This is a genomic window from Thalassoglobus sp. JC818, assembly GCF_040717535.1.
Taxonomy (GTDB): domain Bacteria; phylum Planctomycetota; class Planctomycetia; order Planctomycetales; family Planctomycetaceae; genus Thalassoglobus.
This window is the reverse complement of the sequence record NZ_JBFEFI010000006.1, coordinates 342,786-365,312: the sequence shown is the minus strand read 5'-3', so window position 1 is coordinate 365,312 and position 22,527 is coordinate 342,786. Positions and strand designations below refer to the sequence as shown.

Here is a 22,527-nt window from a genome sequence, read left to right as displayed (position 1 = left end):
ATTTGAATGGTGGCTTTACATATCCGCCGGACCTTCAACTCCACCAGTAAACTCTTCATCCTTGGCAGCATGTCCTGTCAGGACTTCTGCCTGATATCCACCCTTCGATTTGAAGTAAGCACCAAGGATCAAGTAGCAGACAAGCATGAACGCCGGAAAGACAGCCATCTTGGCGAGTGCATCGAACTGTCCAGCCTTATCAGCAGCTGCCAGAGCAGCAACTTCTTCCTCTCCGGTGATTTCCTTTTTCTTATCCGGATCAATCGCTTCGTAGTCGAAGCCCATGTAAGACTTCGCAACCAGAACTTCTTCTGCTGTCTCCGGTGAAGTTACAGCGAGTTCAGCACTCGCAGTCTTCTCCTGGAGGGCTCCAATCAGAGGGAATCCGAGAACACCCACTGCAATCATTCCAATTCCGGAAATTGCATTCAGTGTCAAAGCACCGCCCTTGGGACACTGTTCTGCGGTGACACCAAGCATTGTTGGCCAGAAGAACGTCTTGCCGATTCCGTAAAGTGTCGCTGCAACGAAGATGACCGCGATTCCGGAACTCCCCGTTTGTGACAATGCAAGGAGACCAGCAATTGCAAGTACGGAACTGACAATCAGAAGGCCGATTGGTGAGAGTTTGTGGACAATTGGTCCTGCAAAGAATCGAAGAACCATCATGATCGCAGATGTGTAAACGAGAACCCAACCTGGATTGTATCCGGCAGCTTCCATTGGCTTTTCCATCAGTCCACTGATCCAGCCATCTGTTCCAATTTCAGTGGTTGCCAAAGGCATCATAATGACGATCAGGAACGCAAGAATCCCTCGGCCGAAGCTTTGTGTATAGGCACCGAAAGCAACAGCGACGATTGCAGCGAGGACGCCTGACACACTTAGGTGCCATCCAAAGACTTCACCGAGTTGCATGAAGATCAAGCCGAAGCCAACAAACGCTCCGAATGCTCCGAATTCAGCAAGCATTTCGCGATAGCTGACCCCAGCCTGTTCACGCTCGCTGACAGGAAACTTCGCATTGAAAAGCATGATGAAGTAGATGACAGCCGGGATTGCGATCGTTCCGAGGACGAGTCGCCAGTCACCGGTTTTTGCTGTGTCAGCCATTGCGATGGTAATGATACCTGCGACGACGAGTCCACCCGGCCATCCAGCATGGAGGATGTTCAACCACTTTGTTTTTTCTTTGCTGAACATCGTCGCAACGATCGGATTAATGAACGCTTCAACTGTTCCGTTGCCGAGTGCGAGAATGATACTTCCGAGGTACAGAAGATTGTGTCCCCGGTCCTGGGCTGCGGCGAGTTCTTCGCCGGATACACCCTGAATCGCTCCATAGGCCATGCATGCGAGAACGAGATAAATTGCATAGCAAATGAACGAGAAAATCATTGCAACGCGATAGCCGATTCGGTCAATCACAAGACTGAACAGGATGATCGAAATTGCGAATGGCCAAACACCAGCTCCCTTGAGGGCACCGATCGCCACTTTCTCAAGTCCAAAATCACTCTCGAATCGAACATCGCAGAGGTACATTCGACTGAAGAATGCGAATGCGGTCGTAATCAGCGCGATGAAACAGCCCCAGAACATGATCATATCGCTTGTGGAATGCGATGACTGAGGCGCGCTTGGCGCTTCTTGCGCGGTGTTCATCAATATGCTCTCCGGTGGAATTTCTTATGTGAAAATGCCGTGACGGCTGGATGCCGAAATCGGAGGTGATCCTAGCTAGTCCTGAATCCGAAATCCAGAAACATTGATGTATCTGTCGCAAGTTCGGATCGAGAAATCTGCGACTGCGCAACAAAAAAACGCCGCTGAAAAGCGGCGTTTGGAAAAAGAGAAGCGAGGCTTCGTGATCAGTTTGCGCAGTAACTCATCAAATTCGTCGTTAGCTCAATTTGAGTTAAACTTGATCGGGAACCGGGACGTCGTCTCCGGAGTTGGACTCGTTCAGCTTCATCAGAGCTTCGTAGACTTCGCTGCGATGAATCGGGACTTCGCGCGGCGCCTGTATCCCAAGTCGAACTTTATCACCACGGATTTCAACCACGGTGATTACGATGTTCTCGTCAATGACGATACTCTCGTTCTTCTTCCGAGAGAGAACCAACATAGTAAGACGCCTCACTGAGTCGTTTCGGTGAGAAGAGAACCTTGACGAACGATTGTCTTGAAACTGTCCCACGTTGAACAATCTCACTTTTCTCGCTTGACATGGTAGAGGGGAATCTCTAGTTGGTCAATAAGTCGATCTGCAAAATCTGCCGATTTCATTCCAACTGTTGGAGTTACGTCAAGTGACCCGCGGCTGAACTTGCGACCTTCTCGGAAAATTATTCCTCTCCCTTAGTTGTATCTTCTTTGTTGGCAACAGTTTCCGGGCGAAGAAGTGGGAAGAAAATGATGTCACGGATGCTGTGGCTGTTGGTGAGCAACATCACAAGCCGATCGATCCCGATTCCCAATCCGCCTGCTGGTGGCATCCCCACTTTGAGTGCAGAGATGAAATCGTGGTCCATCTTCGCCATCGAGTCTTCTTCCGAAAGTCCCTCGAGTTGGGTCAGAAACAGCTGTTCCTGAAGCTTCGGGTCGTTCAGTTCTGTGTACGCATTCGCGAGTTCCATTCCGTGAACGAACAGTTCAAAACGCTCGGCGATTTGCGGGTCGCTTTGCTTGCGTTTCGTCAGCGGACAGATTGATGCAGGGTAGTCGATCACGAAGACCGGTCCCTCGAGTGCATCTTCGACGCACGCTTCGAAGACTTCGCTGACGATGACATCCGGATGAATGTGTCCGGACTCCATTTGAGCGAGGAATTCGGGTTTGATTTGTCCTTGCGCTCCGAGTTCCTGCGCCTTCTTTTGCACAGCTTCCGCGTCGCTCATTGAACATCCTGCGTGCTGTTCGAAGAGTTCGGCGTACGTCTTACGCTGGAAGGGCGGAGTGAAGTCGATCGACTTGTCTCCCCATGGAAGGACCAATCGTTCGTTCTCAACGTCCGTGCCTGAAGCTTTCAGGACGACTCGCGCAGCATCGGCGATGATGGCTTCGGTGAGGTCCATCATCGATTCGTAGTTTCCATACGCTTGATAGATTTCGATCATCGTGAATTCGGGATTGTGCGTTGCGTCAATTCCTTCATTTCGAAAGACGCGTCCAATCTCATAAACACGTTCAATGCCGCCAACCATCAGTCGCTTTAAGTGAAGCTCTAACGCGATCCGGAGATACAGATCGATGTCGAGGGCATTGTGATGAGTCGTAAACGGTCGAGCTGCCGCTCCGCCAGCGATAGCGTGCAGTACCGGAGTTTCGACTTCGGTGAACTGCTGCTGACCAAGAGTGGATCGCACGGAGTTGATGATCTGGCTTCTCAGCACCAGTTTGTCTCGAACTCCTTCTGTGTAGATGAGGTCGAGTTCACGATGCCGGAGCAGAGTTTCAACGTCTGTTACTCCGTGGTGCTTTTCTGGAGGTTGGGTGAGCGACTTGCAAAGCACGGTTAACTCTTCGACCCAGATCGAAACCTCCCCGGAGTCGGTTCGACGCATTGATCCGTCAATGCCGATGAGATCTCCGAGGTCGAGTTGCCCCATCAGCTCCCATTGCTCTGGAGACAAATCTCCTCGTGAGAAGAGGAGTTGAATTTTCCCCGATGAGTCTTTGATGTCGAAGAATCGCAGCTTGCCCGCTTTTCGTCTCAGCACGATGCGGCCAGCGACGCGAACCTTCTCGCCATTCACGCCGCTTTCTTCCGGGCATTCCTGTCGAGCAGCGCTGATCGAAATGTGCCCGTCAAAACGCTGGCCGAAAGGGTCGTGACCGAGTTCGACGATCTTGTTGAGCTTTTCGAGCCGGGCTTTTTCGAATCGATCGATCTTTTGTGGTGTCGCCATGAGTTTGACTTTTGTTTCATTGAGTTAGGAACGCAAGACCCGATCGACTGTGATTCGGTTCGCCCTGAGCAGGAGATCGCGTTCCTGATGATGCTTGTGGTTGGATAAAGAATTGTCTTTGAAGTTGGCGAAGCAAATTGTTCGATGCATTCGCCATAAAACTCAGCCGGACTGAAGTTTTAGCTCTTGAGTTCCAGCGGTTTGGCTCCGATTGTGAGGAGCGTTGGGTTCTCCAGTGGATGCCGTTTCAAGAAGTCCTGGATCTGCTCGACGGTGATCGCTTCCACTTCGGAGTGAATTTCTTCCAGCGTCTTCACTCGATGGAGATGGAACCAGTCTCTCGCAATCGACGATGCACGAGCCCCTGTCGATTCCTGTTGCATGATGAGGGCGCTCTTCGCTCGTGCTTTACATCGTCGAAGTTCAGCGTCTTCGATGCCGTCGCCGAGTTTGCGGATTTCCGTCATCATGACGTCCAGAGTCTCCTGTGCTCGTTCGGTCGTGGTTCCTGCGTAAGCCAGAACACGGCCTTCGGTGAGCAGGCTGTTCAGAGTGGCGTACACGGAATAACAGAGTCCGCGCTTCTCGCGAACTTCGGTGAAGAGTCGGGAACTGCTGCCTCCACTGAGAATGCTGACCGCAGCCCAGGCAGTCAGATAGTCGGGGCTTCCGTACTGAACTCCGGGAAATGCCAGCCCGATATGAGTCTGTGTCGACTCGTGGTCGATGTGGTGAATTCCGTTCGCTGCGGGAGTTACTTCGAACTGTGGTTCGGGGAGAGCTTCCCAGTCGGCGAAACAAGCTTCGATGGTTTCTTGAATTCGAACAGGGTCAACGTTGCCTGCGACGCCGATCAGGGCACCATTCGGGCGGACTTTTTGTTGGACATGCGAAACGAGATCGTCGTAGGTCAACGATCGGATGTCATCAAGTGTTCCGTCGCTGGGACGTCCCCATGGGGCGTCGTAGCACAGTTTGCGGAGTTCGACGAAGACTTTCCGTTGCGGGTCATCTTCAATAGCGAGCAGACTCTGCAACGTCCCATTGATGACCGCCAGAAACTGATCCTCTGGCAGCAGCGGTTCCCGAAGGATTTTCGCATAGATCGGAATCGCCTCCGCGACATTCTCAGCCAAGGCTGCGCCTGAGAACGAGAGGAAATTCCAGCCGGCACTGTCGTTCCCCTGCACGCCGAGAGAATCGAGAGCTGCGGTGATCTCACGACTGGAACGTCCGCCAGCCCCGCGGGTCATCAAATCGAGAGCAGCGGCAGCGGTTCCGTTTTTGCCATTCGGTTCGTAAGCCACTCCAGCTGGCGTCATCAGTGTAAAGGCTGCCGATTGCACGTGTTTCATCTGTTCGATGAGAAGCGTGAGACCGTTGTCCAGCTGATGAACCTGAATTGATTGTTTATGCATTGATCTTGAAAAGTGTTGAGGGCTCACGTGCTCGCATCGGATGCAGTTGTGCCTGACACGCTGCAATTCAGAGCGAATCGCTCTTCTCTGTTCATTCGCTGATTCGCTGACGGGAATCTCGTCTGCCGGCGCGACAGTCGGGCAATTCAGCGAGCGAATGGGGAAGTGTAGGCGACAGATCGCAGAAATTCGAATGGTCCAGCGAGTTGCTCATGAACGAATTGAAATTCTGTTCGGAAGAGTTCAGGAGTTGAGATCTCGGTCGGCGGCTGTCAACGAAAGTTGATGGTTTTCACCTCGCTCAGGATCACACTGGACCGCACCTTGACTCCGTCCCTACACTTCGCGTTGATCCTCAAAACTACACGTGCCCTTATTTATGTTCAGGAAGTTCGCGGATGATGTCGCAGTCAGATCGGTCTGAGTTGATGGACAAGGTTGTTTCGCTTTGTAAGCGACGCGGTTTCATCTTTCAGGATTCGGAAATCTACGGAGGCCAGAACGGGTTTTGGGACTACGGGCCGCTCGGGACGGAACTCAAGAGAAACGTCCGCGAATCCTGGTGGCACGATATGGTCTCCGGGCACGATCCCATCGATGCTCCGGAAGGGGCTCCGCAGGCGTTTCAAATGGTCGGTGTAGAAACGACGATCATCATGAATCCGCAAGTCTGGAAATGTAGCGGCCATTATGACCTGTTCGTGGACAAGATGGTCGACTGCAAGGAAGCCAAGAAGCGATATCGACACGATCACGTCAACGGGCGATGGGTGACATCCAAGAGAAAAGCTGACGGCGAAGCTGCTGAACCGAAGCGGGTTTTTGTCACCGCAGTCGGTGAAGAAGCGGAAATTCAGGATCGCGCCCTCAGCTTTTTCGGCCTGAAAAAGAAGTATGTCGATCGGCTCGAATGGGAAGGGGACGTCCAAAGCCTGACCAAAATCTCCGTCGATGAATATTCAAGCGTTGTTGGACCTGACGCGTCGGAGGCAGGCACGCTGACCGCTCCGCGCGATTTCAATCTGATGTTCCGAACGATCATCGGAGCACTCGGAACCGAAGACGATGCAGCTTTTCTCCGACCGGAAACCGCTCAGGGGATTTTCGTCAACTTCAAGAACGTGGTCGATTCCAGTCGAGTGAAGTTGCCACTGGGAATTTGTCAGATCGGAAAGAGTTTTCGAAACGAAATTACTCCTCGGAACTTCACGTTTCGATCGCGAGAATTCGAACAAATGGAGATCGAGTTCTTCTGCCATCCCGACCAGTCGCAAGAGTGGTACACGTATTGGCGGAATCGTCGTTTCGCGTGGTACACAAGCCTCGGAATTCAAAGCGACAATCTCATCCTTCGAGAACATCACAAGGATGAACTCGCGCACTATTCCGTCGGAACGGCGGATATCGAATACGCGTTTCCATTTCTTCCGGAAGGAGAATATGGCGAACTCGAAGGTGTCGCCCATCGTGGTGACTTTGACCTTCGCTCACACATGGAAGGCAAACTCAAAGCGACCGACGAGGGAACGCTTGAGGTCGAACTGAACGAACATGGTCAGCCAAAGTATCGTGGATCTGGAAAAGACCTGACGTACTTCGATGATCAAATTCGCGAGCGGTTCATTCCTCACGTCATCGAACCGTCAGCCGGTGCAGATCGCGCGACGTTGGCGTTTCTCTGCGAAGCGTATTTCGAAGACCAGCAGCCCGACGAAAAAGGGAAGATGCAAAGCCGGGTTGTCATGCGGTTTCATCCACGACTGGCACCGATCAAGGCAGCGGTCTTTCCGCTCGTCAAAAAGGACGGCCAACCGGAAAAGGCCAAGGAAATTTACCGGGCTCTGAAAGCAGCCGGGATCGCAGCCACTTACGACGAACAGGCAGCGATCGGACGTCGATACCGACGTCAGGACGAAATCGGAACTCCCTGGTGCCTGACAGTCGACGGAGAAACTCTTGAGAACGGAACAGTGACAATCCGTGACCGTGATTCGCTGGAGCAAACCCGAATTTCAGTCGACGACGTCGTCGATGAGATCGCGAAGCGGCTTCGAGCTTGAGAAATCTCTTGCGAGGCTCCGCTCTGAACCGTGCAATTTGCAACCCGAAGCAAATTGGATTGGAAGAGTTTGAGGTGAGAAAAACCATTCGCCCCGTGTTGAATCCATTCTTCACACTCGGGGCGAATGGGGTTGTGGCCGGAGGAAGGATAGACCCAGCCACAATTCTTAAACAGCCGATCCTGGCTGTATATCCGCGAGCCCAGTAGCAAGCGGAAAGTCAGTTGTCACTCCAGTCGGTGGAGCAACTGCGTATGAATGATCCGATCGACCATTGCTCGATGAGTGCGTTGAAGTTTCGATGAATCAACGGATCGATGAATCCGCAATCGAGACGACAATACACAGTCGAGTCGCGATGGTTGCGCATGGCCTGAAGACCACAACGATGAATCGGAAGCTTGAGAAGGAGGAGGGCTCTGTTTCAGGAGGCTGAGACAGAGGCAATGCGGATGTGCTCCATGACCTTGGCTCATCAACTTCGGCAATGGAAAAATGAGCTTCCGTGCCGTGTCAATCGCCAATGTCAGAAGTGTCAAGGTATGTGGAAACATTCCGATCGCCAAGGCTGAATTTGCATTCATCACCTTCAACGAGTCCCCACAACGACCAAGATTATTCAGGCTGAGAATTTCGTCAAGCACAGTCGGACCCAAAATCGATCGATCGCGCTCCGCGAACGACGCAGGTTCCACGGACTGTAGGGATTGAGTCTTTCGCCTTTTTTGAGAATCACATTGACGGCGCGAGCCGTTAGCGCGCGTTGTTGTACATTTGATCAGAGATCAGACATTCGTAGAGATGCTCGTACATCGAAGCCGTCTTTGCCCACGTAAAGTGTTCTCGCACATGGTTTTGTGCGTTTCTGCCGAGCTGTTCCGCCAGTTTCGGATCGCTCAGAATCTCCGTGCATGCAGCAGCGAGTTCGGGGACAGCTCCGATCGGGACAACGACGCCGTGGAGGTTCGATTCGATTACGTCCGGGACACCTTCCACTTCAGTTGTGACCACTGGAAGACCGCACTCCATGGCCTGCAGGACGACGTTCGGCATTCCCTCCCACAGCGACGAGAGAACGAAGAGATCAACCTGCTGCATGAGCGTCGACAGGTCAGATCGATACCCGATCAGAGTGACGCAGTCCTCCAGTTTCAGGTCGCGAATTTGTGTCTCGAGTTCCTGTTTTTGCGGACCTTCCCCAGCGATCAGAAGATGAAAGCCAGAGTGATTGTCTCGAACGATTCGAAACGCATTAAGGAGATCTGAAAACCCCTTCTGCGGATGAAGTCGACCTGCAGCGAGCACAATCAGCGTCTCCGGGGCAAGCTGGAACTCAGCGCGAATCGAGTGCGTCTGATCGGAAAGAGTCGTTGAAGATGACGTTGTTTCCGTGACTCCGTTGGGAATCACACTGACGTGCTGGGGATCAAGGGAGAGTTGCTGAGTGATGAAATCGGCAACGCCTTGACTGACGCAGACATGATGATCGACCCAGCGACTCGTCAAGCGGTCGATCTTTAAGTGCCAGCGTCGACCCCGCTCAGCCACTCGGTGCCCCGCAATTTTGATAGGGATCTTGGCTCGTGCCCCAGCGAGTCGACTGGCGATGTTTCCATGAAAGAGAAAGCCTTGGATGATGTCCGGTTCGAACTCTCTCAAGTCTTTCGTCAACCACGAAATAATAGTTGGATCGAATCGTCGTGATCGTGTCCGGCACTTCACTTCGATGCCGTGCTGTTCAAATTCTGCGACCAGTTCTCCTGGTTTGCTGAGGCAATAAACTCGTGGAGTCCATCGAGTCCGGTCCAGTCGCGTCACAAGCTGCAGCAGTGCTCTCTCTGCGCCTCCGTTGTCCAGATCGGTGATACAGAATGCAATTTTCCGAGGCGACTTCGGTTTAGGCGGAACGGAAGAAGGTTCTTGCATCGAGATCAAAATGCCTGGTGGAACGGCGAACTGCTTTAACTGTGAACGAGTCGTTCGGTCGCATCGAACAAGATGTCGACTCGCAGAATCGACGTTTCCTTCTAGAATTGACCGACTCGCCAATTGAGTGTGAACCCGAACCGTGCTTCGGGCTTAAGTGTTCAATGATTGCTGCGGAGTGTTCAGCGTGACTATTGAGATCGGGAAACAATGATTCTGTCAGGCAGAAATGCAATTGTCACGGGCGGAGCGGTTCGAATCGGCAGAGAAATCGGACGTTCACTGGCCAAAGCTGGCGTGAATGTCTGCGTGCACTACGGATCTTCCGAAGGTGAAGCTCAGGCAGCGGTCGACGAGTTCACTGCTCTCGGCGTTCAGGCGATGAAAGTTTCCGCAGACCTGCAACATCCTGTGGAAGCTTCCCGGGCAATTGTCTCAGCAGCTCGATCAGCACTCGGAGAAATCACGCTTCTCGTAAACTGTGCCGCGATTTTCGAGTCGGGGACTCTTGCTTCAACCACTGTCGAGTCTTGGGATCGGCACTCGAACATTAACTTGCGTTCTCCGTTTTTCTTGACTCAGGAATTGGTGAACAATTTAGAAAACGGGACAGCTGCCGTTGTGAATCTCATCGATTGGCGAGGAACAACACCCGTTGCTGGTCATTGTGCGTACACGATGTCCAAGGCAGCCTTGGTGGCACAAACCAAGATCCTGGCTCAAGAACTCGGGCCATCTGTCAGGGTGAATGGAGTGGCGCCCGGGGCAATCTTGCCAGCTCCGGGGGAATCGGAAAGCGACTTCCAGGCGAAAGCCAGGCTTAATCCGCTGAATCAGACTGGCGATCCACGGATGATCGCGGAATCGGTTCTATTTCTGCTTCAGTCAGACTTTATTACGGGAGAGATTTTGCATGTCACCGGCGGGCAACAACTCACTGTTTTGAATTGAGTCACCGAAATCGAGAATCTGGCGATTTGGGGATGTCGTTGATTGAGGTGTGGTCAAAATACTGGCGTAGTGAAGGTTAGGGGGAAGTTTCCTCCCATTGCGTTCGAGAGAGGCGGAAGATGGCGGATTATATTGAGATCAAAGACTTGCTCGTACGCACAATTATTGGTGTGAATGCGGAAGAGCGTGAGAAACGTCAGGACGTTCTCATCAACTTGAAGTTCGAAGTCGATTTACGGGCTGCCGGCGAATCGGACAGCATGAATGATGCTGTCAATTACAAGACCATATGTAAACAGGTGTTGCATTTCACCGAGAAGTCGAGTTTTCTGCTCGTCGAAAAACTGGCCGCTGAAATTGCCTGGATCAGCTTGTCGGACTCCCGCGTCCAACGCGTTTGGGTGACTGTAGAAAAGCCGGGAGCATTACGCTTCTCTCGCTCCGTTGGGGTCACAATCGAGCGTTGTCAAAAAGATCGACCAAGCTGATGAACGACCTCCCGGACGTTAATCCAATTTATCGGGTCTTCGTGACTCTCGGTTCCAACATCTCACCCGAGGAAAACTTGCCAGCTGCGGTTCGGCAGCTGAGGCATTTCGCCAAGGTGGTCAGGGTCTCTTCAGTCTGGATTTCCTCACCGGTCGGTTTTCTTGACCAGGCAGCATTCGCGAATGCGGCCGTTCTCGTTGAAACGAACCTGTCTGCCCGCGATCTCAAATTTCAAGTACTGCGGACAATCGAATCAAACCTTGGAAGAGTTCGAGATCCGTCGAACAAGAATGGGCCACGAACGATCGATCTCGACATCGCGTTCTTCGGGGACGCTGTGATCACTGAAGATGGCTTAACGATTCCGGATCCAGATATCCCCGGGCGACCGTTTCTCTCGCGCCCGCTCTGCGAACTTGACCCTGAATTTGTGCATCCTCAACTCAATATCACGCTTCGCGAGTTGGATGCACAAGTGCCGGGCCGGGGCGATCTCAAACGGAGCGACGACATCGTGCTGTGAATTGCAGGAAACGCTTCTCTCGACAAAAGAAACGAGAAGTCAATTGAAAACTGAATGTTGGATGCACAGAATTGGATCGAAGTGAGAAGACATTCCATGTTTTGAATCTCCTGTCGAGAAAACCAATGAGAGCTCTCCATATTTGTCTCGGACTCCTGTGTGTGCCGGTCTTTCAGTTGTCAAACTCCATCGTCTCTGCCGACGAACCTGCCGCAGGTGAAAAAACTGTTGAGGTACAGGCTCAGGATCTGAAGTTGAACGTTCCAGCTTCGTGGAAAAATCAACAACCCTCCAACAATCTGCGTCTCTTGCAATTCGAAATTCCGTCTGCTGAGGACGGGCAAGATGCGATCGAGTTTGTCGTTTTCCCTCCATTCGGAGGATCGGTGAGCGACAACGTGCGAAGATGGATTGACCAGTTTGAAGCTGGCGATCGCAAGGTCACCACGGTTCAGGGAGATTCGACTCAGGGCAAATACGTCCTCGTCGATCTGGCTGGAACGTACAAGAAACCAGATGGTCCACCGATTTTGCGTCGCACGACTCCAACTCCGGACTACCGAATGGTCGCTGTCATGCTGACCTCGAAATCGGGTGGAAACTACTTCCTGAAGATGGTGGGACCGTCAGAATCGGTCGCCCAGCAGATCGAAGCGTTCCGCAAGTCCTACGGAGCCGATAAGGAATCCGAGCAACCGTACGCTTTATAATTTCTCGAAAGGATTCGTGAAGCTTCCTGTAAGTCGCTTCATCACATGGAGTTACGGTTGAATTCTTAGGTCGCAGGCACGATTGCCGAGCGACACAGAATGCGGTATCATTCGCGATTCGTAATTCATTCGGCAAATTTGTCGGGTGAAGAACGAGCTTTCCGCGGTCATCCTGTCATTGATTCTATGGCACTGTAAACCGTATCGCGGGAAACGGCCGAATTTATCACGTTCGCTGTGAATCATCACTTTTCTCCACGCGCATCAAAATGAAATGGCTTCTGAGTAGAGATGCATCAGCGTGGGGTCGGGGATTCCAGTCGTTCGTACGAGATCAAAAACGTTAGTGCAGTGACAGGTTCGGAAGACCGGTTGAGTGCAACCTTCAAGGTGGTTGATCGGTCGAGACTGAATTCGATCACTTGTAACATTCAACTCAAGAAGTGATGACAAGGCAATGAAAGACGGCATTCACCCAGACTATCATCCCGTCGTGTTCCATGATGTCGGGGCGGACTTCAAGTTTCTGACTCGATCGACCATGTCGTCCAAAGAGACGATCAAGTGGGAAGACGGCAATGAGTATCCACTCGTGACAGTGGATATCAGTGCTGCATCGCACCCGTTCTACACTGGAAAAATGAAGTACGTCGACTCCGCTGGTCGCGTCGAGAAGTTCCAGAAGAAATATGGCTGGGGCAAAAAGTCGGCCGAGTAACAATTGAGTTCGATGATCTCTCAGGACGCAGCCGGATTCCGGAAGCGTCCTCTTTTGTTCTCCGACGATTCTTTTTCCCGTTGCTGATTGCATGACATCATGACCTAGACTGATCTCCCCTTTCTCTAGAGCATCCGAACTCTGATTTGCAGCGAAGCCTATGAGCAAGCGCTGCATGTTTCGAATGAGACAGATTGACGCCATTCTTTCCGTTCAAAGATCAGTAAGAGATGCTCACTTGGTGGTGCGAAATTCGGAGGATCAAAACTTCCTTAGGATCGACCTCAACCGCCGCTTGGGAACGAAAAATTCGGTGCCGCAACGACGTTGGTAGACAACAGCAGGATTCAAGGAGAACGTCATGTTTCCAAGTCTGGAAACGAAGCTTGAAAGATTCCAGGAGCTTGAAAAGCAACTGATGGATCCGGAGGTGCTTGGAAAACCTTCGTTAATGGTCGAGATTCAGCGAGAATACGGCGGATTGAAGAAAGTGGCCGAGGCAGTGCTTGAACATCGCCGCTTGAAGGCCGATATCCTCGCGGCTGAAGAAATGCTCGAAGTTGAGACGGATCGCGAGTCTCGCGAATACGCTCAGGCAGAACTCGATGAGCTTCAAGGAAGCTTGGAAGAGCTTGAAGAACGCCTCGAAGAAATCGTCGTTGCTGGTGACGCTATCACCCGCGGCGGATTGATTATGGAAATCAGGGCAGGCACAGGTGGGGAAGAGGCAGCCCTGTTCGCCAACGACCTGTTCCAGATGTACTCGCGGTATGTTGAAGTTCAGGGATGGAAGCTTGAACTCATCGAAGCGAGTCATTCAGACATGGGCGGCTTCAAGGAAATTGTCTTTTCGATCACCGGGGAAGGTGCGTTTCATCAGCTGCAGTTTGAGAGTGGTGGCCATCGTGTTCAGAGAGTTCCCGAAACGGAAACTCAAGGGCGGATTCACACGAGTGCTGCAACGGTCGCTGTGTTGCCGGAAGTTTCCGAGGTCGAGTTAGAGATCAAAGACGACGAACTCCAGATCGACACCATGCGAGCTGGCGGTCCCGGCGGTCAAAAGGTCAACAAGACGGAAAGCGCCGTCCGAATCACGCACCTTCCGACCGGGATTGTCGTGAAGTGCCAGGACGAAAAGAGTCAGCACAAAAACAAAGCCAAGGCGATGCGCGTCTTGCGTGGTCGTATTCTTGAAGAGAAGGAGCGACAGGCGAACGCGGAACGCGCCGAAGAGCGTCGAACTTTGATCGGGACCGGCGATCGAAGCTCCCGCATTCGAACGTACAATTTTCCCGACGGACGATGCACTGATCACCGGATCGGCCTCACTCTTTATAAACTCGATCAGATTATGCAGGGGAACCTGACTGAGTTGATCGAAGCGATGCTGGAATTTGATCGACAGGAAAAGCTGAAGAAGAAGTGACAGTTCTTCTGTCAGACGTGCGAAATGGGGTTCGCGAGAATGGCATCAGAGAGTTCGTGATACGGGTCATGGAGGAGGAGGGTTGTGGCGGAGACTGAAACGACGGCTGGTTCGGATGGAAATGCCTGGACCGTCAGACGTATCCTCGAATGGACCATCCCGTACCTCCGCGAACGGGGAAGCACTCATCCGCGACTGGATGCGGAAATCCTGCTTGCTCATGCGAAAAACTGTCCCCGCATTCAGCTTTATACTCAATACGATGAACCGCTGACTGAGGCGGAGCGAACGCTCATGCGGTCACTGGTGAAACGTCGCGCATCGGCGGAACCGGTTGCTTATCTCGTCAATCATCGAGAGTTTTTCAGCCTCGATTTCGAGGTCGATCGTCATGTTTTCATCCCGCGACCGGACACAGAAACACTAGTTGTCGCGTCTCTTGAGACTCTCAAACCGCTGCCGACGGCCAATGTGCTTGAACTATGCACAGGCAGCGCGTGTATTTCCGTCGCGATTGCCAAGAATCATCCTGGGTCGAAAGTGACGACCGTTGAGTTGAATGCGGACACGGCGAAGGTAGCAGCCCGAAACATTGCAAAGCATCAACTTGAAGACCGAGTCGAACTTCTTCAGGGAGATCTCTTCGTGCCGATCCCGGATGATGCACGGTTTGACTTGATCGTCAGTAATCCCCCGTACATCCCGTCAGCGGAAATCGAGACGCTCGATCCCGACGTGCGCGATCATGAGCCGCGAATGGCTCTCGATGGGGGAGCGGATGGGCTCGATTTGATCCGTCGGATCATTGATCGGGCTCCCGATTTCCTAGGGCCAAAAGGCTGGCTGATGATGGAACTCGATTCGAGCCAGGCGGATGAAACATGCGAGTTGCTCCGGCAGAGAGGTTTCTATCAGGTTGAAGCCGTGGCTGATCTGTCACAGAATCTGCGAATCGTGGTAGGATGCCGATCCGATTCGACAGGAGCGTAAACGACATGGATGTTCTCAGAATTCGCGGCGGAGTTCCCTTGTCTGGAGTGGTCTCCGCAAGTGGTTCCAAGAATGCGGCACTGCCAATGATGGCAAGCTGTCTGCTGGCCGAAGGCCCCACAATTCTCGAGCGTGTTCCAAACCTCGTGGATGTTCAGACACTCGGGCAGCTTCTCACCGATCTGGGCTGTGCTGTCCGGACTTCGCAAGACGGCACGCTGTCGATTGAAGTGGTCGAGGAGTCGTCATCCGAAGCGGAGTACGAACTGGTTCGGAAGATGCGAGCGAGTGTTTGCGTTCTCGGACCTCTGCTTGCCAAGCGTGGGTTCGCTCGCGTCTCACTTCCCGGCGGATGTCAGATTGGACACCGACCGATCGATCTTCACCTTCAGGGACTGTCAGCTCTTGGCGCTGATATTGAGATTCGCAATGGAAGTGTCGTAGCTTCAGCGCAAAAGCTCCGAGGGGCGCGTGTCACAATGAGTGGCCCGTTCGGGAGTTCCGTGACTGGAACTTGCAACGTAATGAGTGCAGCCACTCTTGCTCATGGAAAAACATCTATCGAAGGCGCTGCCCAGGAACCGGAAGTCGTTGCGCTGGCTGAGTTCCTGAACGCGATGGGAGCGAAGATTGAAGGGGCTGGCACAGAGACGATTGAGATTGAAGGTGTGGAAGGTCTACGTGGGACGGAGTTCACCATCATCCCGGATCGAATCGAAGCAGCCACTCTACTGATTGCCGGGGCGATCACGCGGGGGAGTTTGGCTGTCGATGACCTGTGTGTTTCTCATCTGGAAGCAGTCCTCGAAGTGCTGAGTGATATCGGAGTCGCTGTTGAAGCGACAAGCAGCAGTTCCGTTCGAGTGGATGCGACAGGTAACTCATTTCGACCGCTGCGAGTGTCTGCCGTTCCATATCCTGGAGTGCCGACCGATGTTCAAGCGCAGCTGATGGCCTTCCTGTCTACGATTCGCGGTCAGAGTTCGATTCGCGATCAGGTGTTTCCCGATCGTTTCATTCATTGCGCGGAATTGAACCGCATGGGTGCCAGCATTCAACAATTCGGAAACCGGGCTGTGATTCGCGGAGTGGATCGGTTGCAGGGCACACACGTGATGGCGAGCGATCTTCGCGCGAGTGCGGCACTGGTTCTCGCGGGATTGGTTGCTCAGGGTGAAACAGTCGTCCGACGAATTTATCATCTCGATCGCGGATATGAGGTGCTTGAAAGTAAGCTGCGTTGTGTCGGAGCTGACATCGAGCGAATGGATGCTGCGGACTGCATGAAACCCGTCCAGACAGAGATGCGGCACTCTGCCTGATGCTCGCTGGTTGCGGATTCATTATCATCATGGTGAATTGAATGATGTTCGCGAGTTGTCGGACAGCCCGTTAGAACAGTTTCTGATTTTGTGTGCACAGGAAAGAGCAACTTGCTCGAGCAGCACCCTCTCCAGTTTGGAGTTCACCATGACTTCTGTGAGTCGCAGAGATTTTCTGATCGCAGCTGGGGCAGCTTCTCTGTTCTGTGGGCATCCGCCTGCGGTAATAGGAGTTGAAGACAAGTCTGGTTTGAAAACACCAACGGTGGGCGACGGAGAATTTGTCTTCGAATGCGAACATGACTGGGGGGAAGTTCCGAATCACATTACGTGGCGGAATACTCACGGAGTCGCTCTCGATCGTTCCGGGTTTGTCTATATCGTTCATCAGGGAGATGCGAAGCGTCCCTGCGATACGGTCGTTGTGTTCGATTCTGAAGGACGATATGTCCGTTCCTTTGGCCAGGAGTTTGCCGGAGGAGGGCATGGCATTTCGATTCGCGAAGAAGGAGGAGAGGAGTTTCTCTACTTGTGTGATATCCTTCATCGTCAGGTCGTGAAGTGCGATTTGTTCGGGGAGTGGATCTGGAAGAAGCGTTACCCTCGCGAGTCAAATCTCTATCAAAGCTTAGACTCTTTCTGTCCAACGAATGTTGCGTTCGGCACAGATGAACAGTGGTATCTCGGAGACGGATACGGCTCGGACTATGTCCATCGATTCGATGCTCAGGGACAGTGGATGTCAGCGGTCGGCGGGCACGGATCGCAGCCGGGGCAGTTTCAGATTCCGCATGGGCTGGTCTTTGTTCCGAATCGAGGAGAGGACGGGCAGTTGATCGTGGCTGACCGCGGAAACGCTCGACTTCAGTACTTCAGTCCTGACGGAACTCTCGTGAAGACTCTTCAAGGTGATTCCAATCAACTCGCACAGAGCGAGGACTCGCAAGAACGGACGAGCTCTGAGCGGGAGCTTGAAGATAGATCTGATGGATCGATCGTCACTTTGTGCCCTGGTTTGAGTTCTCCCTCGAACATGAACGTCTGGGAAGATCTTATGGTCGTGGCTGACCTGCATTGCCGGTTGATTGTTCTCGACTCTATGGACCAAGTCGTCGCACAGCTTGGAGGAGAACCAGAATGGACACAACTCGTCTTGGGACAACAAGGTATTCGCGAAAGTCGTGACTCGTGGGAGCCCGGAAAGTTTGTCCATCCACACGATGTTGCATTCGATGTGGATGGAAACTGCTATGTCGTGGAATGGGTTGAACCGGGGCGCGTTTCGAAGTTGGTCTGGGCCTGAGTCTCGTTTTTCTGAATCTGACCGACGATGGTTTGGTCAGTCTTTTTGCAGTGTTCGCTCAAGCGAGACGGTGCGAACCAACTCGAAAAATGTTGAGGCTGGACATATACTCACGTTTGCAGAACGATTGATTCAAAGGAGATGCTTACGTGCTCATTCAAATGGAACTCGCAAGAATTATCATCAGTGAGCTGACAGATCAGCAAATGGTGTATTTGCGAGAGGTAGATTCCGAAAACAGTGAGCATCGGTATTTTCCGATTGTCATTGGGATTTTCGAGGCGACCAGCATCGATCGCAGCGTCCAGGGGCACGTTCCGCAGCGGCCGTTGACTCACGATCTGTTGAAGAGCGTCATCGAAGAGATGGGCGGAGAGCTGGAAGACATCGTCATCACGAATCTTGTCGAGCACACGTACTACGCTGTGCTGAGAATTCGGCATCAGGGAGAAATCGTCGAGATTGACAGTCGTCCCAGCGATGCAATCGCCTTAGCTGCACACTATGACCCGCCGAAGCCAATATTTGTCGACGAAGCGGTCCTGGATGCCGCTCTGGGTTAGAGAATGCTCTTTCAGCCAACACGTGCGGGAACGTCCGTACGTGTGGCTCAAAGATGCTTAGCGTGAGCCGTCTTGAAGCTTATTGATTACGACTCGAAATCTTCGAGTGGATGATCTCCCGTCACCTTCTTCTTGCCGGGAGTTTCTGTTTCCTGACGAGAGTTGACCTCCGTCGTGCGGTGGCTTTGACCTGATCGTGCTCGCGATTCGGAGATGTACTTCCGACGGAGTTCGCGGCGTTGCTGCAGAACCTGATTGAACTCGAAGCTCCAGTTACGTCGCTTACGATACGGTTCCAACAAGGCAATGACTTCGGTCATCGTCGCGGGTCGGCCATCAGGATCGATCGCCATCATGCGTTGAACGAGATCGGACAATTCTTTCGGAATCTTTTGATTGTATTTTTCGATTCGCGGTCGCGGTTGATTCCGGTGAGCTTTGACCGTGTCAACACGGCTGAGTCCGGGGAATGGACGCTTGGCAGTCAGTGCTGTGTATAAGGTGCATCCCAGTGAATAGACGTCGGCCCGTGGATCGACTTTCAGCGAATCCAACGACTGTTCAGGTGGGATAAAGTCCGCTGTGCCGAGGCAGTCGTGACCAAAGATCATCGCGAGCGAGAATTCTTCGTCGAAGGCTGCTTCGTCGGCGAGTGTCAAACCGAAGTCCAACAGCTTCGCGTTTCCGTCGACTTCAATCAGGATGTTGTCCGGCTTGACGTCTCGGTGCACCATTCCCTGATCGTGCAGGTACTGAAGACCTTCGGCAGCCTGACAAATCACATCGCAGGCGGCATCGTGTTTGAGTGGTCCAGAGCTGAAACTGATCCCTTCCAGAAGGGTCACTCCCTGAACCAGTTCCATGACCATATACTCTGTCTCTCCGTAGAGAGCTTCGAGTGTTCCAAGCTGAAACGTCTTGACCAGTTTCGGGTGGTCAAGCTTCATGCCAGCTCGTGCTTCGAGCTGGAATCGTGTTCGAATTCCAATGTCGTGCTTGGTCAACTCACCGAGCAGTTTGACAGCCACGAACTGGCCCGTCTGCTGGTGTCTGGCGATGTAGACGGTACCCATCCCGCCGTAGCCGAGTATGTCGACGAGAGAGTAATTATCGACAGTCAAGTGTCGACCTCGTCCATTGAGAATCTCTTCCGCCTGGTATCTCGAAATCAGCTTCGATTTCACAGCTCCCATCGCGACATCGACGGAGCTTGTCTCCGAATCGATTTCCATAGAATCTGCGAACTGCTGGATTCGAGCTGGAGAGAGAATCCGACTCTTGAGAAGTTGATTCAGAAATGGGTGTTGTGCGACCGTCATGCTTGATTTGCAATTCCTGGACAAGCCATGCGAGTGTGCAAAGGAGTCTCTAAAAGTCATCCAAAAACCTGTGCTTCGATTTGATTGTTCAAGCACTCAATGAATGAGATCAGGTTTCAAGATGAGTTCCAGAGCAAATGGCGCACCCAGAGTTGGGAACACCAATCAAAATTGTAGCATGTTTGGGGTGTCGTTAAACAGAATTCCGCAAACAAATCACAAGTCAAACCACGGAATTTGACTCAGTTGGAAGATGCTGAAAGATCGTCTTTTGGACAGGAGCAGGAGAGAAACTTGGCTGACGATCTATTAGATTATCGCTTGGTGAGTGCTCAAAGCTTTGAAAATCAGGTCGTGTCATGTCGGAATATGTAGAAATTGACGGAATTCGGCTCCATTTGGGGCATCCTGACAAGTCGTCAGGGGAGTGGATTGGGCAAACTGAGATACTGAAGCAAATTCTGGCATGCTGGTTGGTCGTCGATAAAGCAGATTTGCCGCTGACCCCTCGACTCGTCGGAACACCGGGAATCGGGAAGACGACGCTGGCCATCGCTGGTGCGCACGCACGAAAGCAGGAATTGTACATTTACCAATGTACGGCAGATACGCGTCCTGAGGACCTGCTCGTCACTCCTGTGCTCGCTGAAAACGGCAAGATTCAGTATCAGGCATCGCCGCTGGTAACAGCCATGATTCGGGGCGGAGTCTGTGTGCTCGACGAAGGAAATCGGATGAATGAGAAGTCCTGGGCTTCTCTCGCTCCGCTTCTCGATCATCGTCGGTATGTCGAGTCCGTCGTGGCTGGGATCACAATTCCGGCGCACAAAGATTTTCGATGCGCCGTCACGATGAACGACGACGATTCAACGTTTGAGATTCCCGACTACATTCTCAGTCGCCTGCAGCCCACACTGGCTCTGGGATACCCTTCTCGCGAAGACGAGTTGGCGATTCTCAAGTATCACCTTCCGTTCTCGGACGAAGAGATGCTGAATCTGACAGCTGAGTTCCTGCAGCAGTCTCACGAACTCAAGCTCGATTTCTCAACACGCGACGGAATCAACGTTCTGCGGTTCGCTCTCAAGCGGCTTGCTGCCGAACCTGATCATCCTCTCGCCAAAGATGCGGTTTGGCGAGACTCGCTCGAAAAGTGTCTCGGGGAAGATGCGACCGACCTGCAATCTTTGGCAGATAAGAAACGGCAGTCACTCGGGGGAAATGTTCTGCCGATGGGGTTGGGCGACTTCTTCTTCGATCCGGATCATCCTCTCCATCCGGATAATGATTTCGATGACGACGACGATGACGAGTGAACCGTTCAACGGTTTCTCTGCGCTCGTTTGAGGCCGCAGCTTTTGTCGAAAGCTGCTCTTGCTTGGTGAATTTGAAGCAGTGGATTCCCGCGTGGTTGTGGATTGAAACGTCTGTTGCGAAAAGTTGGTTGGTCGATTTTTTGCAACGGGCTGTTGGCAGCCTACGCTGATTTTGTTCTCAGTCGTTCATTCTTTCGCGACATTTGCTGGCAGTTCTCCCATGCGGAGTTTTGGCATCGTTCTGGCGCGAGTTTCGATGGAATGTTGTGCGAAATCACCATTTTAAGATTTTTCCGACGAATTCGTCTCATCGAAAAAATTCGTAACGCCTGTCGAGAATTAGAGACTTACGTTTCAGCATTCGAAAACGTGAAGCTTTGCGGAGCGAGCACAGATTCAGATTCTGAATCAGTTCCTTCGAAACAGACCGGATCAAGCTGTAAATGACAGCTAGAGTCAGGGACAGCTTTACACGGTGCGAGGCTTCGGGTTTTCGAACGTCATTTAATGACGAGCGGAAAGTAGCCTATTGAATCTTGCAGGTCAGATCGATGTTGGAACGTCAAGCACAACTGATTCTAAAGCCAGGGATCCAGGAAAGCGGACGGAGGTTTCGGCACACTCAAATCGTGGCTGATGTCCTTGCACAGATCGATCTGGACAGCCACCGGTTCCTGCTGATTGAAGACGATCGAGGAGAGTTGCTGGGAATTGTTGAAGTCGAAGAATTGCTTCAACGAGTTGCTTCACCGAACTTCATCGAACGTCGTCGCTGGTGTGATATGGCTCTCGGTTCTGCAATCGGAGCGAGGTTGGACTGCTATCAGAAAAATCAGTCAGAAGACTGGAAGAAGCTGGGAGCCGAAAGTGAAGTGAAGATTGACGGCTACACTGTTTCGACAGCCAAAGATGACATGGCAGCACTGCTGATTGAAGATGAACTCTACTTGCGATGGAGTTCAATCAAGCGGATTTTGGACGATGCGTTGGTCGATCCCGTTACGCGATTGCCGAATCGACTGGTGTTCGAACGACGAATCGAAGAAGAGTGGCAGCGACTGACGCGCAATTCGACTTCACTCTGTGTGGTCCTGATCGATCTCGACTTCTTCAAGCAGATCAATGACGAGTTCGGTCATTCCGTTGGCGATCAGGTGCTGCTCGAAGTCGGCAATGTGATTCGTAGTCAACTGCGGTCGTACGATCTTCTCGTCCGTTACGGAGGAGACGAGTTCGCCGCCGTTCTTTCCGGATGTACAGCCTCACAACTGAATATTCCGATTCGGAGAATTCAGGAAGGTGTTCGAAAGATCGCCATTCAGTCTCTCCCGGAACTCCCGACTTTGTCGTTGTCCATCGGCGCAGCGATGATTCGGTCACAACTTGATTCACCGACGACCGAAGATCTCGTCAATCAAGCAGACAATTGTCTCTACGCAGCCAAGCAGAATGGTCGAGACTGTGCCTACGTGCTCGATATGACTCGCAACGGGGCTGTTCCGACAGAAGTGTTCGGGTCGAACGTCATGGGCTTGGACGACTCGCAGCCACTCCTCTAAAGAACTTGGAGTGAAAGAAGCGA

20 protein-coding genes are annotated in these 22,527 nt (G+C 52.3%); 14 read left to right on the top strand and 6 right to left on the bottom strand.

The window, feature by feature from the left end; genetic code table 11:
* Positions 1–15 precede the first annotated feature (15 nt).
* The 4 genes from AB1L42_RS17460 to AB1L42_RS17445 all read right to left on the bottom strand — a co-directional run bounded on the left by AB1L42_RS17460 (position 16) and on the right by AB1L42_RS17445 (position 5,329).
* A complete protein-coding gene (locus AB1L42_RS17460) occupies positions 16–1,665 on the bottom strand; it encodes an MFS transporter (RefSeq protein ID WP_367058801.1) in 1,650 nt (549 codons plus the stop codon).
* A 253-nt stretch (positions 1,666–1,918) separates the two neighbouring features.
* Positions 1,919–2,128, bottom strand: a complete 210-nt coding sequence (gene csrA, locus AB1L42_RS17455) for a carbon storage regulator CsrA (RefSeq protein WP_146506941.1) — start codon at positions 2,126–2,128, stop codon at positions 1,919–1,921.
* A 220-nt stretch (positions 2,129–2,348) separates the two neighbouring features.
* Complete coding sequence (gene lysS / locus AB1L42_RS17450; protein ID WP_367058796.1) at positions 2,349–3,911, bottom strand: lysine--tRNA ligase; 1,563 nt, start codon at positions 3,909–3,911, stop codon at positions 2,349–2,351.
* 179 nt (positions 3,912–4,090) lie between these two features.
* A complete protein-coding gene (locus AB1L42_RS17445; RefSeq protein WP_367058793.1) occupies positions 4,091–5,329 on the bottom strand; it encodes a pitrilysin family protein in 1,239 nt (412 codons plus the stop codon).
* A gap of 428 nt (positions 5,330–5,757) precedes the next feature.
* Here AB1L42_RS17445 and AB1L42_RS17440 point away from each other — a divergent pair, with 428 nt between their 5' ends.
* Both AB1L42_RS17440 and AB1L42_RS17435 read left to right on the top strand, forming a co-directional pair.
* Complete coding sequence (locus AB1L42_RS17440; protein WP_367059068.1) at positions 5,758–7,389, top strand: glycine--tRNA ligase; 1,632 nt, start codon at positions 5,758–5,760, stop codon at positions 7,387–7,389.
* 74 nt (positions 7,390–7,463) lie between these two features.
* Positions 7,464–7,598: a hypothetical protein gene (locus tag AB1L42_RS17435; protein ID WP_367058790.1), complete on the top strand. Its 135-nt coding sequence runs from the start codon at positions 7,464–7,466 to the stop codon at positions 7,596–7,598.
* 544 nt (positions 7,599–8,142) lie between these two features.
* Here the strand turns inward: AB1L42_RS17435 and AB1L42_RS17430 are convergent.
* Positions 8,143–9,315: a glycosyltransferase gene (locus AB1L42_RS17430; protein ID WP_367058787.1), complete on the bottom strand. Its 1,173-nt coding sequence runs from the start codon at positions 9,313–9,315 to the stop codon at positions 8,143–8,145.
* Positions 9,316–9,525: 210 nt separating this feature from the next.
* Between AB1L42_RS17430 and AB1L42_RS17425 the strand changes: the two genes are divergently transcribed.
* The 10 genes from AB1L42_RS17425 to AB1L42_RS17380 all read left to right on the top strand — a co-directional run bounded on the left by AB1L42_RS17425 (position 9,526) and on the right by AB1L42_RS17380 (position 18,310).
* A complete protein-coding gene (locus tag AB1L42_RS17425; RefSeq protein WP_367058784.1) occupies positions 9,526–10,266 on the top strand; it encodes an SDR family oxidoreductase in 741 nt (246 codons plus the stop codon).
* Positions 10,267–10,385: 119 nt separating this feature from the next.
* A complete protein-coding gene (gene folB / locus AB1L42_RS17420) occupies positions 10,386–10,754 on the top strand; it encodes a dihydroneopterin aldolase (protein WP_367058781.1) in 369 nt (122 codons plus the stop codon).
* Complete coding sequence (folK, locus tag AB1L42_RS17415; RefSeq protein ID WP_367058778.1) at positions 10,754–11,278, top strand: 2-amino-4-hydroxy-6-hydroxymethyldihydropteridine diphosphokinase; 525 nt, start codon at positions 10,754–10,756, stop codon at positions 11,276–11,278. The genes folB and folK overlap by 1 nt, the downstream gene beginning before the upstream one ends.
* A 125-nt stretch (positions 11,279–11,403) precedes the next feature.
* On the top strand, positions 11,404–11,988 hold the full coding sequence (locus tag AB1L42_RS17410; RefSeq protein WP_367058775.1) for a hypothetical protein: 585 nt from the start codon (positions 11,404–11,406) through the stop codon (positions 11,986–11,988).
* Positions 11,989–12,445: 457 nt separating this feature from the next.
* On the top strand, positions 12,446–12,706 hold the full coding sequence (locus AB1L42_RS17405) for a type B 50S ribosomal protein L31 (RefSeq protein ID WP_146506949.1): 261 nt from the start codon (positions 12,446–12,448) through the stop codon (positions 12,704–12,706).
* Between the two features lie 361 nt (positions 12,707–13,067).
* Complete coding sequence (prfA, locus tag AB1L42_RS17400; RefSeq protein WP_367058771.1) at positions 13,068–14,132, top strand: peptide chain release factor 1; 1,065 nt, start codon at positions 13,068–13,070, stop codon at positions 14,130–14,132.
* A gap of 84 nt (positions 14,133–14,216) precedes the next feature.
* Positions 14,217–15,122 (top strand): peptide chain release factor N(5)-glutamine methyltransferase, encoded by a 906-nt coding sequence (prmC, locus tag AB1L42_RS17395; protein ID WP_367058768.1) that lies wholly within the window; start codon positions 14,217–14,219, stop codon positions 15,120–15,122.
* A gap of 5 nt (positions 15,123–15,127) precedes the next feature.
* Complete coding sequence (gene murA / locus AB1L42_RS17390) at positions 15,128–16,444, top strand: UDP-N-acetylglucosamine 1-carboxyvinyltransferase (RefSeq protein ID WP_367058765.1); 1,317 nt, start codon at positions 15,128–15,130, stop codon at positions 16,442–16,444.
* 148 nt (positions 16,445–16,592) lie between these two features.
* A complete protein-coding gene (locus AB1L42_RS17385; RefSeq protein WP_367058762.1) occupies positions 16,593–17,747 on the top strand; it encodes a peptidase in 1,155 nt (384 codons plus the stop codon).
* A 149-nt stretch (positions 17,748–17,896) separates the two neighbouring features.
* The gene (locus AB1L42_RS17380) at positions 17,897–18,310 is read left to right on the top strand and encodes a bifunctional nuclease family protein (RefSeq protein ID WP_367058759.1); all 414 of its coding nucleotides are present in this window, start codon (positions 17,897–17,899) and stop codon (positions 18,308–18,310) included.
* An 86-nt stretch (positions 18,311–18,396) separates the two neighbouring features.
* On the opposite strand, the gene AB1L42_RS17375 is transcribed toward AB1L42_RS17380, so the two are convergent.
* Positions 18,397–19,629: a serine/threonine-protein kinase gene (locus AB1L42_RS17375; RefSeq protein ID WP_367058756.1), complete on the bottom strand. Its 1,233-nt coding sequence runs from the start codon at positions 19,627–19,629 to the stop codon at positions 18,397–18,399.
* A gap of 359 nt (positions 19,630–19,988) precedes the next feature.
* Here AB1L42_RS17375 and AB1L42_RS17370 point away from each other — a divergent pair, with 359 nt between their 5' ends.
* Both AB1L42_RS17370 and AB1L42_RS17365 read left to right on the top strand, forming a co-directional pair.
* On the top strand, positions 19,989–20,945 hold the full coding sequence (locus AB1L42_RS17370; RefSeq protein WP_367058753.1) for an AAA family ATPase: 957 nt from the start codon (positions 19,989–19,991) through the stop codon (positions 20,943–20,945).
* A 551-nt stretch (positions 20,946–21,496) separates the two neighbouring features.
* On the top strand, positions 21,497–22,504 hold the full coding sequence (locus AB1L42_RS17365) for a GGDEF domain-containing protein (RefSeq protein WP_367058750.1): 1,008 nt from the start codon (positions 21,497–21,499) through the stop codon (positions 22,502–22,504).
* Positions 22,505–22,527: the final 23 nt, after the last annotated feature.

Coding starts and splice junctions, on each gene's coding strand:
- murA (WP_367058765.1), top strand. CDS start 15,128: ATGGATGTTCTCAGAATTCGCGGCGGAGTTCCCTTGTCTGGAGTGGTC.
- AB1L42_RS17440 (WP_367059068.1), top strand. CDS start 5,758: ATGGACAAGGTTGTTTCGCTTTGTAAGCGACGCGGTTTCATCTTTCAG.
- AB1L42_RS17375 (WP_367058756.1), bottom strand. CDS start 19,629: ATGACGGTCGCACAACACCCATTTCTGAATCAACTTCTCAAGAGTCGG.
- prfA (WP_367058771.1), top strand. CDS start 13,068: ATGTTTCCAAGTCTGGAAACGAAGCTTGAAAGATTCCAGGAGCTTGAA.
- csrA (WP_146506941.1), bottom strand. CDS start 2,128: ATGTTGGTTCTCTCTCGGAAGAAGAACGAGAGTATCGTCATTGACGAG.
- AB1L42_RS17405 (WP_146506949.1), top strand. CDS start 12,446: ATGAAAGACGGCATTCACCCAGACTATCATCCCGTCGTGTTCCATGAT.
- AB1L42_RS17430 (WP_367058787.1), bottom strand. CDS start 9,315: ATGCAAGAACCTTCTTCCGTTCCGCCTAAACCGAAGTCGCCTCGGAAA.
- AB1L42_RS17385 (WP_367058762.1), top strand. CDS start 16,593: ATGACTTCTGTGAGTCGCAGAGATTTTCTGATCGCAGCTGGGGCAGCT.
- folK (WP_367058778.1), top strand. CDS start 10,754: ATGAACGACCTCCCGGACGTTAATCCAATTTATCGGGTCTTCGTGACT.
- AB1L42_RS17425 (WP_367058784.1), top strand. CDS start 9,526: ATGATTCTGTCAGGCAGAAATGCAATTGTCACGGGCGGAGCGGTTCGA.
- folB (WP_367058781.1), top strand. CDS start 10,386: ATGGCGGATTATATTGAGATCAAAGACTTGCTCGTACGCACAATTATT.
- AB1L42_RS17365 (WP_367058750.1), top strand. CDS start 21,497: ATGTTGGAACGTCAAGCACAACTGATTCTAAAGCCAGGGATCCAGGAA.
- lysS (WP_367058796.1), bottom strand. CDS start 3,911: ATGGCGACACCACAAAAGATCGATCGATTCGAAAAAGCCCGGCTCGAA.
- AB1L42_RS17445 (WP_367058793.1), bottom strand. CDS start 5,329: ATGCATAAACAATCAATTCAGGTTCATCAGCTGGACAACGGTCTCACG.
- AB1L42_RS17460 (WP_367058801.1), bottom strand. CDS start 1,665: ATGAACACCGCGCAAGAAGCGCCAAGCGCGCCTCAGTCATCGCATTCC.
- AB1L42_RS17370 (WP_367058753.1), top strand. CDS start 19,989: ATGTCGGAATATGTAGAAATTGACGGAATTCGGCTCCATTTGGGGCAT.
- AB1L42_RS17410 (WP_367058775.1), top strand. CDS start 11,404: ATGAGAGCTCTCCATATTTGTCTCGGACTCCTGTGTGTGCCGGTCTTT.